The 10,968-nt window shown below is 38.9% G+C and carries 12 protein-coding genes and 1 riboswitch; of the genes, 6 read left to right on the forward strand and 6 right to left on the reverse strand.

Going from position 1 to position 10,968, the window contains the following annotated elements; genetic code table 11:
- Positions 1 to 87 precede the first annotated feature (87 nt).
- The 6 genes from GQR45_RS10755 to GQR45_RS10780 all read left to right on the forward strand — a co-directional run bounded on the left by GQR45_RS10755 (position 88) and on the right by GQR45_RS10780 (position 4,873).
- Positions 88 to 1,113: a zinc-binding alcohol dehydrogenase family protein gene (locus GQR45_RS10755; RefSeq protein WP_165725889.1), complete on the forward strand. Its 1,026-nt coding sequence runs from the start codon at positions 88 to 90 to the stop codon at positions 1,111 to 1,113.
- A gap of 27 nt (positions 1,114 to 1,140) precedes the next feature.
- Positions 1,141 to 1,431: a putative quinol monooxygenase gene (locus tag GQR45_RS10760; protein ID WP_165725890.1), complete on the forward strand. Its 291-nt coding sequence runs from the start codon at positions 1,141 to 1,143 to the stop codon at positions 1,429 to 1,431.
- A gap of 212 nt (positions 1,432 to 1,643) precedes the next feature.
- The gene (locus GQR45_RS10765) at positions 1,644 to 2,750 is read left to right on the forward strand and encodes an L-dopachrome tautomerase-related protein (RefSeq protein ID WP_165725891.1); all 1,107 of its coding nucleotides are present in this window, start codon (positions 1,644 to 1,646) and stop codon (positions 2,748 to 2,750) included.
- Positions 2,751 to 2,802: 52 nt separating this feature from the next.
- Positions 2,803 to 3,357 carry a thioredoxin family protein gene (locus GQR45_RS10770; RefSeq protein ID WP_165725892.1) on the forward strand — a complete coding sequence of 185 codons (555 nt, stop codon included), beginning with the start codon at positions 2,803 to 2,805 and terminating at the stop codon, positions 3,355 to 3,357.
- A complete protein-coding gene (locus GQR45_RS10775) occupies positions 3,354 to 4,130 on the forward strand; it encodes a glycine betaine ABC transporter substrate-binding protein (RefSeq protein WP_165725893.1) in 777 nt (258 codons plus the stop codon). The genes GQR45_RS10770 and GQR45_RS10775 overlap by 4 nt, the downstream gene beginning before the upstream one ends.
- Positions 4,131 to 4,219: 89 nt before the next feature.
- Entirely contained in the window at positions 4,220 to 4,873 is a 654-nt protein-coding gene (locus GQR45_RS10780; RefSeq protein WP_165725894.1) for a nitroreductase family protein, read from the forward strand.
- Between the two features lie 186 nt (positions 4,874 to 5,059).
- Here GQR45_RS10780 and grxB read toward each other — a convergent pair whose 3' ends face one another.
- From grxB to greA, 6 genes are all read right to left on the reverse strand, one after another.
- Entirely contained in the window at positions 5,060 to 5,692 is a 633-nt protein-coding gene (gene grxB / locus GQR45_RS10785) for a glutaredoxin 2 (RefSeq protein WP_165725895.1), read from the reverse strand.
- A gap of 217 nt (positions 5,693 to 5,909) precedes the next feature.
- Positions 5,910 to 7,046, reverse strand: a complete 1,137-nt coding sequence (locus GQR45_RS10790) for an L-dopachrome tautomerase-related protein (RefSeq protein WP_165725896.1) — start codon at positions 7,044 to 7,046, stop codon at positions 5,910 to 5,912.
- 8 nt (positions 7,047 to 7,054) lie between these two features.
- Positions 7,055 to 7,546: a cupin domain-containing protein gene (locus GQR45_RS10795; protein WP_165725897.1), complete on the reverse strand. Its 492-nt coding sequence runs from the start codon at positions 7,544 to 7,546 to the stop codon at positions 7,055 to 7,057.
- A 461-nt stretch (positions 7,547 to 8,007) separates the two neighbouring features.
- Positions 8,008 to 8,661, reverse strand: coding sequence for a 3,4-dihydroxy-2-butanone-4-phosphate synthase (gene ribB, locus GQR45_RS10800; protein ID WP_165725924.1), 654 nt, complete (start codon positions 8,659 to 8,661; stop codon positions 8,008 to 8,010).
- A 246-nt stretch (positions 8,662 to 8,907) separates the two neighbouring features.
- A riboswitch (FMN riboswitch) is annotated at positions 8,908 to 9,074 on the reverse strand.
- Positions 9,075 to 9,154: 80 nt separating this feature from the next.
- On the reverse strand, positions 9,155 to 10,213 hold the full coding sequence (locus tag GQR45_RS10805; RefSeq protein ID WP_165725898.1) for a S66 peptidase family protein: 1,059 nt from the start codon (positions 10,211 to 10,213) through the stop codon (positions 9,155 to 9,157).
- Between the two features lie 241 nt (positions 10,214 to 10,454).
- A complete protein-coding gene (gene greA, locus GQR45_RS10810) occupies positions 10,455 to 10,931 on the reverse strand; it encodes a transcription elongation factor GreA (RefSeq protein WP_010553419.1) in 477 nt (158 codons plus the stop codon).
- Between the last annotated feature and the right edge of the window lie 37 nt (positions 10,932 to 10,968).

A 10,968-nucleotide genomic window follows, 5' to 3' on the forward strand; every position in this document is an offset into this window, starting at 1 on the left:
TTACATTAAAGCAAGGTCTACTATATATCCATCAGCTAGCCAAAGCATGGCTTGCATCTTATACGTAAACAAATTAGGACATTTATTATGAAAGCCATTGGTTATACACAATCACTTCCTGTTTCAAACCCTGAGTCGCTAATTGATGTTGAGCTACCACAGCCAATTGCAACAGGTCGCGATTTACTTATAAAAGTTAAGGCTATTGCTGTTAACCCTGCCGATTATAAAGTGCGCCTATATATGCCACCAACAAACGGTGAAGTAAAAGTAATTGGTTGGGATGCAGTTGGCGAAGTGGTTGCAACAGGTGAAGCTGTTACAGGCTTTAAACCAGGTGATGCGGTTTATTACGCAGGTGATATTACTCGCCCAGGTAGTAATGCAGAATTTCAATTAGTGGATGAGCGCATTGTAGGGTTTAAACCGCAGAGCTTAAACGATGCTGAAGCTGCTGCATTACCACTTACTGCAATAACAGCGTACGAATTATTATTTGAGCATTTAAACATTGTAAAACAAGCAGCTGATGCAAAAACAAAATCAGACGAAGTTATTTTAGTAACAGGTGCCGCAGGCGGCGTTGGCTCTATTTTTATTCAGCTTGCTAAAGCGATTACTGGCGCAACGGTGATTGCCACGGCATCGCGTAAAAGCTCGCAAGCATGGGTTAAAAAACTAGGCGCAGATTATGTCATTGACCATACAAAACCATTACCTGCTCAAATTGACGCATTAAACATTGGCTCGGTAACACATGTAGCAAGCCTGCATAGTACTGATACTTACTTTGAAGCGTATACAGAGGTACTTGCACCATTTGGTAAAATTGCAATGATTGACGATCCTGAGTCACTCGATGTAAGTAAATTAAAAATGAAGAGTTTATCTCTACATTGGGAATTTATGTTTGCCCGCTCAATGTTTAACGCCAAAGATTTAATTGAGCAAAGTAAGTTATTAAATCATGTTGCCGATTTGATTGACCAAGGCTACATTCAAACCACGATTGGTAAAAACTTAGGCACTATTAATGCGGCCAATTTACGTATTGCTCACGAAGAGCTAGAAGCGGGTAAATCAATCGGTAAAATTGTACTTGAAGGCTTTTAAATACCATTTTTCATTATAAGGGAAGTTATGACTCAGCTTACTATAATCGCTAATATTTTTGCTAACACCGATAAAATAGACACGGTAAAAAGTGCACTTTTATTGCTTGTTGAACAAACACAAAAAGAGCCTGGGTGTGTTACATATACCTTGCATCAAAATAATCAAGATGATGCTCACTTTGTGTTTTATGAGAACTGGCAAAATTATGAACTTTGGCAACAACATATGGAAGCACAAAGCATCAAAAACTACTTAGCAAAAGTTGAAGGCTGCATTGCTTCTTTTACTATTAATGAACTAACCACTATTCGTTAAAAGTGGCGATTTTAATAAAAACACCAATTTAGATTGGTGTTTTTTTATTGGCTATTTTTATTATCTATTATTATTTGATAAAGATTCAATTATTACGCTGTTTATTGCTTTTTAATATCCGCTTATTATTCACTCAAGTAATAAAGCTGCTCATAAATGAGCAAGTGATTTATACCACTTCAAATTCAGATAAATACTGCGAGTAGCAAAAAATGAAAAAATTTAAAAGTACTTTAGCCATAGCAACGCTTTCACTAGTAGCAAGCGTCTTAACAAATGCTAACGCCTTAGAAGTCGGCCCACTTGAAACCGTCACTACGTTTACTAAATATCGCGGTGCAGGTATTACAATTACACCTGCAGGCAGGATACTAGTAAGTATGCATCCGCTAGATAACCCAAAAACACGCGTTGTTGAAATTATGGCTAATGGCGTACAGCAACCATTTCCAACTATCGATTGGGCAGACGGCCCAGAAATTGGCGAGGTAGGCCTTGCGGCAGTTATCGGCATTCACAGCGACAGTAAAGGCGTTGTGTGGATTTTAGATATGGGGAGCGAAAAAGTAACCCCTAAACTTATAGCTTGGGATAGCGTAAATAACAGCTTAGTAAACACAATAAAACTAAATAAATCGGCGGTACTTGCTAATTCATTCTTACAAGACTTTGTAATTGATGAACTTAATAACAAAATTTACATAGCTGATATGTCATTTGGTAATTTTATGGGCGCAACCAAGCCCGCCTTTATTGTGGTTGATTTAAACACAGGTGAGTCTACTCGCGTACTCGAAGGCAGTGCCACACTAATGCCACAGGAGCGCGATATAATTATTGAAGCCTCACCAGTTGCATCTAAATCACCTGAAGGAAAAACCACTAATCTTCGCTTTGGTTTAAACCCAATAACGATTGATGACAATAACGAATGGGTTTACTTTGGCTCATTTACTGGCACTAAGGTTTACCGTATCCCAGCAAAAGTATTGGCTAATAACAGTTACTCCGACACTAAAAAAGCAAAGAATATTGAAGTGTTTGGCCCTAAAAATCCAAGCGATGGCATGACCTACGTTCCTGGCGGCGGCATTTTGGTAACCGACCTTGAAAACAATGCGATTGGCTTAACCACTAAAGGCCACTACGAAATAATTGTTCAAGATAAACGATTATCATGGCCTGACAGCCTAGCAGTAAGCAATGGTTGGATTTATGTAACACAAGATCAACTCCACCAACACCCTGCATTTAGCCAAGGCTTTGGTAATGCAAAACCGCCTTACGTATTAACGCGTTTTCGCTTTAATCAAAAATAATTAATTATTTTTATAAGCCAGCCATACGGGCTGGCTTTTTAGGAGTTAACGTATGTTATTAGATACACCAATTTGTGATTTTAGCTGGCAAGCCCCTAGCTTCACACTAAAAAACCCATTAGGTGAGTCGTTTTCATTAGCCGATAATCTGGGTGAAAATGGCTTACTTATTATGTTTATTTGTAACCACTGCCCTTATGTACAACGTATAGCCAATCGCTTGAGCCAAGACACCGCGACACTTATTAGTGAAGGCATTAATGTATTAGCTATCATGTCAAACGACTACCAATATGTAGCAGAAGACTCTCCTGCCAATATGGAAAAATTTGCTAAACAACATGGCTTTTTATTTCCCTATTTGGTTGATGAAGACCAGCGCGTAGGCAAAGCCTATGGCGCGGTATGCACACCTGACTTTTTTGGTTTTAATAAGCATGGGCAACTGCAATACCGTGGCCGCTTAGACGATACAAAAATGAATGGCACCACACATCGTACCCCTGAGTTAGTTAATGCAATGCGCCAAATTGCCGCAACAGGCAAAGGCCCTCAGCAGCAAACACCTAGCATGGGCTGCTCTATTAAATGGAGTAATACATTATGAGTACACCACATTTAAAATTAGGTGTAACCGATTTATCATTTCATCGAGTTACCGCTTCAATTATCAGCCATGTTTTAACTGATATGGGCTTTAGCGTTGAGCGTATTTACGCGCCGCATCAAGATAACTTTAAAAATTTAAAATCAGGTGAGATAGACCTACTCGCTTCTGCGTGGCTTCCGTCAAGCCACGGTATTTATAAAGCGGATGTGGAGCTGGTTATGCCACTTATTGAACTTGGCTTACATTACCAGCCTTATGCTCACTGGGGCGTACCCGATTACATACCAGAGCATGCCGTAAGCCAAATTAGCGACTTACTGAAACCTGATGTCCTTGCCAAAATGCAAAAAACGATTCAGGGCATAAATGCCGGTGCTGGCATTACGCGCTTTTCAATTAACATGATGAAAGAGTACGGGTTATCTCAAGCTGGCTATGAATTTTTAACTGGCACAGAAGATGATTGCTTTAGCGCTTTTGAAAACGCCGTTGCAACTCACACATGGTGCGTAGTTCCCCTTTGGAAACCTCAATTTTTACACCATAAACATAAAATACGTGAACTTGCCGATCCACAAGGTTTACTTAGCTGCGTTGATAGAGCAGTTTTATTGCTGCGTGATGATAAACAAGCGCTCTTTAGTCAAGCTCAATTAGACACACTTGATAAATTACACTTTTCAAACGACATAATTGCCGCACTTGATTATAAAGTTAGCAAAGAGCGACAAGTACTTGATGACGTAACGCGCCAGTGGCTCAACCAGTAAGTAATTAAATAGTTATACGGGCTTTGTTTTTAATAAAACGGCTCAATATAGTAAACATCGGTCAAACAGGCCACTTAACGGAGAAACAAATGACTCACCCAATTATTAGTGATTTAGAAAAACGTTACACAACTAAACGTTATACAACCAAGCGTATTGTTCAAGATGACCTAGACGTAGTTTTTGAAGCTATGCGTCTTTCTCCTTCATCTATTAACTCACAACCTTGGAAATTTATTGTTATTGAGTCTGACGAAGCAAAAGAGCGTATGCATAATACCTTTGCTAATAAGTTTCAATTTAATCAGCCTCATATTAAAACAGCGTCGCACGTTATTTTATTTGCTCACAACCCTAAATATACACGCGAAGATTACGCACAAATCATTGATGCTGACATTAGAAATGGTCGTACAAAAGCAGAAAACCGCGAACAGGCTTTTGGTGCATTTGCCTTTGTTGATATGAATACCGATGAGCAAGGTAACAATGCAACATGGACTAAAGCACAAACTTACATTGCGCTAGGTAACACCATGCATGCAGCAGCACGTTTAGGTATTGATTCAACCCCAATGGAAGGCGTAGACGCTGAACTTATTGGTGAAATCTTTGAAAAAGAGCTGGATGGCTATATTTGTGATGTAGCTTTAGTGCTTGGCTACCATGATGACTCTGAAGATTATAACGCCAAACTGCCTAAATCACGTTTAGCAAAAGAGCAAATAATCCAAGTTCTATAAGCTTTTTTTAAAGCTGTGAAGGCTAACAAACGTTAGCATTCACAAAATCAAAATAAACTAAGCCACTTATATTTAAAGTGGCTTTTTGTTGCCTAATATTTTTTGAAACAAAAAAAGACCAGTAACAAAGTCACTGGCCTGAAACGCTATACGAATGGAGTCGCACTATTTATAAAAATGGGCTTATTACTTCAATAAAGGAACGCCTGAATCTAGTGCTTCATTATTCATCCACACATTTAATTGCTGCGGCCATGTAATTGTAGGTTCACAATACAAGCCTCTTAAAATAGAAAAATAAATGGCACTATCAAACAACGAAATATTACTTTTTCCGTCTTCAATATTAAGCAGCTTTTCACTACCGATTAAAAATGCGTTTACTTGAGAAACAATGTCACTTGTCGATGCTAATAGTTGGACAAAATTAAGATCAATTGTTTGCTTTTTATCTTCCCAAGCCACCCGGCTAGACTCAGTCTTAAACTCATTTAGACTAAGCAACGGCCAGCGAGGATAACCAATTTGTTGTAGCGGTAAAAAAGCACTGCTTTGCCATTGAAGACTATTTTTTGATGGCTCCATTGGTTCATCAACATTTTTTTGTTGTAAAAAATAGCGAATAATATCATTACTTTCAGCCATTATTGAGCCGTCGTCTTTTTCAAGAATAGGTACCATTTTTTTACCAATTAAGTTTGTTGGTGTTTCAATGTCATCATAATCAATAATAACTTCTTCAAGCTTAATATTGAGTTTTCCTGCTATATAGCTCACACGCGCACAAAATGGACAATGTGAGTAAGTATATAATTTCATGGTATATGCCAAGGGTCAGTAATAAGGTATGTGTAATATAGCGAACTATTGAGTAGCGAAAAACGCGCTAATGATTGAAACATTATCATGATTTAATTGATAATCCCCAGTAAATACCACACACACTAGCTCAGTCGTTATTCAACTTTAAGTCGCATAAAAAAACACGCTGCTAAGCGTGTTTAATAAAGTAAGTATTTAGCTTTGGTAATAGTGCTTAGCGCCCTATTACTCCCTCAGCTAAAGGTTTAAATCTGAATATATAATAAGGGGCTTTGTTTTCTGCCTTTCCATTGTTGAGTTGTGCTGATAACGGTAACTGCGCTGCACCTGTGTACATGTAACCCTCAGGGCCAATACTTACACCATCAGGCCATATCATCTCTTTATCATAGGTGTAATCGCGGTACTGGCGCGTTTTAGCATCTATAACGCCGACCGTACGTTCACCAACAATAGTTAAGTACAGGTTATTGTCTGCATCTATGCTCAAACCACCATTTACTGGTTTTTGTGCGTATTGCTCTACGCGCTCACCTATTTGCTTATTGGTTAATTGTTCATTGGCGATATCGGCCATTTTAATACGGTAAACATATTTTTTATTAAGTGGAGCAAAATAAAGCCACTGCTGTGCGTTATCAAGCACAATGCCATCGGCACCAATAAAGGCATCAAGTTGCTTTTGTTCACTCGTACCTTTATCTATTATTATTGGCATTGAGTAATCGGGTAAAGCACTATCGTGCCCTTGCAGCACACGGCGACTCGCTCCTGTTTGTGTATTAACCACAATCAGTGCTGCTTGCTTGCCATTTCCGCCATCGGCAATGCCTTCGTCTGCAATGACTAGCGTATGGTATTTGCTAGAAATAGCTAAGTCATTAAGTTGCGATTGTGGCAAAGAGATAGGGCTTGGTAAGTAAATAATTTTATCTAACTTATTGCTTATCGCATCCCACGCTATCAACTTTGGTGTTGTACGCGGCACTGCTTGACCAGAGTCTAATATCCACACATTACCAGTATCGTCGGCTCTTACACCGAGTACCCAATTTAAGTAATCAGCAGGATTTTTTAAACTGCCATCACTTTTATATGCGTTTTGCATTTGCGCATTAGGAAATGGCACTACATCACCATTTTTTAAAAGCTCGCCTACTTTAACCTTGGGGTTATAAAATGGATGATAGCTGAAAATAAAGCGCTTATTTTGCGTATATGTAATACCGCCTACTGCGGCATCTGTTTGTGCGTAAATCTCTGACTTAACCGTTTCAGGCTCAGCCATTACTGTTGAGCTTACAAGTATGGCAATTGCCGTTAAGCCTAATTTAGATTTATTTAAAAACATAACTTACCCTACTTTTGTTGAATGTAATTAGCAGTACCATCTATCCAGTCTTGACGCGCTGGGGCAAAAAAGTCGATATCTACAGTATCTTCATTGAAGTGAAACTCGTGCGGTACGTTAGCAGGTATTACCATCATATCGCCTGCTTTCATAAGATATTGTTTACCACCGGAGAACACTTTGGCCTCGCCAGAAATGATCCACGTTACTTGCTCGTTTGGGTGTTTGTGTAAAGGCACTTTACCGCCTTTTTTAGCCACCCATTTTACAAACGTAGATTGTGTACCATGAAAATATTGACGTGTTAAATACGGCCCCATCTGCTCTTTAGGTTGGCTATCAAGATTGAGTAAAAATGGCGTGTTAGTGATATGTTCGTTGTAGTTTGCAAATATTCCCATGCCCGGCGCGGATGTTATTTGATCTTCAATAGTTGCCTTTGCAGCAAACGAACTTGCGCCTAAAAGAGAAGTTGCTAGCAATAACGTGTTAATTTTCATAATTTCACCTAAATAATAAACTATGTGCTGATGCACTAACTATTGAGGTAAAGTTTACAGGCTATAAATTTTTGAAAAACCCGCATTGGAGAGAAACATTTTCAAATAAAAACGAGTAATAACTTTTTTATTAGTAATAAAAACCCAGCGTCAATGCTGGGTTTTATAATAAAATGGGTACTAGGGTCTGTTGATCTTTGCGGATTAAAATTTGTTCAAACTAGGGGCTATTTAATCGCGGCGCGAGGTTTGTAACCTAGTGGGCTAAGTAAAAACCGAGCAACAAAGAGTAAATAGCCCCTAGGAAGAACCCTTTGGGCAGCGCCTGTTTGGCATTAATGCTACGTTATCGCCCATTTATGGGGAATAACCACACTACATAGGCTCTGCCTTGCCTAAATACCAAACAGACTGCTGAAAATTTAACCTTGAAAGATCAACAGACCCTAGCACAAAGTGATTTAACCTACTTGAAGCTGTGCAGCCTGAATGTATTGCACTAAATCCTCAATAGAAACCACAGTCATATTATGTTTATTAGCATAATCAATCACCTCAGGTAAGCGCGCCATTGAACCATCGGAATTTGTTAGTTCACATATTACGCCAAATGGTTTTAAGCCGGCAAGCTGCATTAAATCAACGGATGCTTCGGTATGACCACGACGAACTAATACGCCGCCCGTTTGTGCTTTTAAACCAAATACATGCCCTGGGCGCGATAAATCACTTGGTTTAGCGTTATCGACTGTCGCTGCTTTTATAGTAGTTACTCTATCAGCAGCAGACACGCCTGTTGTAACGCCATGCTTAGCTTCAATAGTGACTGTATAAGCGGTGTTATTTTGACTTGTGTTGTGGGTTACCATTTGCGGTAAGTCGAGCTGTTTAATGCGCTCCTCCCCCATGCATAAGCAAACAATACCGCTGCCTTCGCGGATCATTTCGGCCATTTGAGAAGTCGTTAAATGCTCAGCTGAAAATACAAAGTCGCCTTCATTTTCACGGTTTTCATCATCAACAACAAGTACGCCTTGCCCTTGCTGTAGTGCAGTAATTGCGCTTTGTACGCGGATATGGCTTTCGCCGAATTGAGTAAGTAGAGACTGAATCATCATTATATTCCAAATAAAAAATAATAGATTCAGGACTGTGAAAGGATCAGTAATATATCGCTTTAAATTTAAAACGATCACTACCAAAATAGCTTAAATAAAATAACAAAAAGCACGCAGCAAAAAGCAGCGCACACTGTTATACCAACGGCATTAAATTAGTGACCTATTATAACGCTAAAAAATAGCTCACTTAACGCGATACAATGATCGTGTCTTTAATAAAATTGGTATTAGTATAATAAGCCATATTCTCTTTCATCCGGACTGTAACCGTCGGCTCTGGCATCTCACCAGATCTGCTTGACCTTTACTGAACCTAGGTTAAATAAAGCGCTCGCGGGCTCGTTTAAGTTATAAATAACATTAGACATACCGCCGGTGGGGAATTTCGCCCCGCCCTGAGAATGTACTTTTATAACTAAAGCGCTATAAAAGCGGGCTTATTATACCCTTTAACTTAATTACTTATCAAAGGTAAGTGAATAAACTTCTAACAAAGCTCGGTATTTAATGAGGCTTTGACTACTTTACCTTCATTTATGTCAGCGGTGATTGTACAAGTAGCGCCGTTTACTAAATTCAAGTTAGGTGGAGCATGACCAATATCGGCATCAACAATCACAGGAAATAAACACCCACCTAGTGCAACGTCAAGCGCGTGGCGGTAATCAAAAGAAGCATCTTGACCTTGAGTGATCACGCTGCGACCAATAATAATACCGTTTATATCGTCAAATATACCTGCTAATTTTAATGAAAGTAAAAACCGTGCAACGGTTGTTGGCGTCAGCTCTGAGTTTTCTAGGTATAAAATAAGCCCTTCGGGTGCACTGTGTTTTTTAAATTCATGCAGAGCCAAAAATGGAGAGTCGAGCAATAAGCCAACTGTATCTAAACACCCACCAAATAAGCGACCCGACATTTCAATAGTGCGTGAATCAAAGTAATTTAAACACTGCCACTGAGTAACTTCTGTGTGTTCAAACAATGCATTCGGGTTTTGTACGTAATCAGGTCTATTTTTTTGATAATGCGATGACGGTGCTTGCTCAAATTTGCTACCTGCTTCATAACTTAGTGTTTCAAATATTTGCAGGCAATAAGGACTTTTTTCGTCAGGATGTAACTGCATAAGATTAGCGCTGTGTAGTGTGGCCCATTGGCATCTTGCCGTGAGTGCGCATGCAATGGTGCTTACATCAGAGAACCCAACTAACCATTTAGGCTTTGCTTCTTTAATTGCATTAAAATCAAGTAGGGGCAGTATTTCCATTGCAAGCTCGCCACCAAATGGAGGCATAATTGCATCTATCTCATCATCTAATAAAAAAACCATTAACTGCTGAGCGTGCGCTTTGGCGTTAAGCTGTCCAAGCGGTTTGCTTTGACGTAAAAACTCTCCTTCAACAACATCATACCCTCGATGTTTTAATCCATTAATAACAATGTCTAGCCGTGCATGGTACTTTTCTTTAAGGCCTGATGAAAGTGAACAAATTGCTATTTTTGATCCTACTTTTAAAGGCGCTGGGTAAAGTATATTAGGCATATATTTTCCTTTTTAGAGAATACGTTAATACCAATTACATTAAATCAGCGAGTTATTTGATGCGCTAAATGCTCATGTTTTTAGTAAATTGATATAAGTACCTACTATACCAACATAGACCATATTTATAGAACATGAATACTGTACAAACGCGCCTACCATTAAAGGTTAAATTATAGACATAAAAAAACCGATGTAATTACATCGGTTTTTATTTAAAAACGTTAAAGTGAGTTATGCGTTAAAGATACTCAACTTCAATAATTTCGAACTCAACAATACCTTTTGGCGTTTGAATAGACACTGCGTCGTCCATTTGTTTACCAATTAAGCCACGTGCAATCGGTGAGTTAACAGATATTAAGTTGTTTTTAATATTTGCTTCGTCATCGCCCACAATACGGTATTTTACTTCAGCATCGGTTTCTATATTTACAATAGTCACCGTAGTGCCAAAAATAACTCTACCGGTATTTGGCATTTTAGTTACGTCGATAATTTGAACATTTGAAAGTTTAGCTTCAATTTCTTGAATACGCCCTTCACAAAAACCCTGTTGCTCACGCGCAGCGTGGTATTCAGCGTTTTCTTTTAAGTCACCATGTTCACGTGCAACCGCAATATCACTTACGATTTTAGGACGGGTAACTGTTTTTAATTCGTTAAGCTCTTTACGCAGTAAATCTGCGCCACGAACTGTCATCGGAATTGATTGCATACTTTTCTCACTTAACACCAAGGCCCTAGTTGGCCTT

The organism is Pseudoalteromonas sp. SA25, assembly GCF_011378705.1.
In the GTDB taxonomy this organism is placed as follows: Bacteria; Pseudomonadota; Gammaproteobacteria; order Enterobacterales; family Alteromonadaceae; genus Pseudoalteromonas; species Pseudoalteromonas arctica.

Excerpts from the sequence above, each read along its gene's own strand:
- GQR45_RS10755 (WP_165725889.1), top strand. The coding sequence starts at position 88 with ATGAAAGCCATTGGTTATACACAATCACTTCCTGTTTCAAACCCTGAG.
- GQR45_RS10760 (WP_165725890.1), top strand. The coding sequence starts at position 1,141 with ATGACTCAGCTTACTATAATCGCTAATATTTTTGCTAACACCGATAAA.
- GQR45_RS10765 (WP_165725891.1), top strand. The coding sequence starts at position 1,644 with ATGAAAAAATTTAAAAGTACTTTAGCCATAGCAACGCTTTCACTAGTA.
- GQR45_RS10770 (WP_165725892.1), top strand. The coding sequence starts at position 2,803 with ATGTTATTAGATACACCAATTTGTGATTTTAGCTGGCAAGCCCCTAGC.
- GQR45_RS10775 (WP_165725893.1), top strand. The coding sequence starts at position 3,354 with ATGAGTACACCACATTTAAAATTAGGTGTAACCGATTTATCATTTCAT.
- GQR45_RS10780 (WP_165725894.1), top strand. The coding sequence starts at position 4,220 with ATGACTCACCCAATTATTAGTGATTTAGAAAAACGTTACACAACTAAA.
- grxB (WP_165725895.1), bottom strand. The coding sequence starts at position 5,692 with ATGAAATTATATACTTACTCACATTGTCCATTTTGTGCGCGTGTGAGC.
- GQR45_RS10790 (WP_165725896.1), bottom strand. The coding sequence starts at position 7,046 with ATGTTTTTAAATAAATCTAAATTAGGCTTAACGGCAATTGCCATACTT.
- GQR45_RS10795 (WP_165725897.1), bottom strand. The coding sequence starts at position 7,546 with ATGAAAATTAACACGTTATTGCTAGCAACTTCTCTTTTAGGCGCAAGT.
- ribB (WP_165725924.1), bottom strand. The coding sequence starts at position 8,661 with ATGATTCAGTCTCTACTTACTCAATTCGGCGAAAGCCATATCCGCGTA.
- GQR45_RS10805 (WP_165725898.1), bottom strand. The coding sequence starts at position 10,213 with ATGCCTAATATACTTTACCCAGCGCCTTTAAAAGTAGGATCAAAAATA.
- greA (WP_010553419.1), bottom strand. The coding sequence starts at position 10,931 with ATGCAATCAATTCCGATGACAGTTCGTGGCGCAGATTTACTGCGTAAA.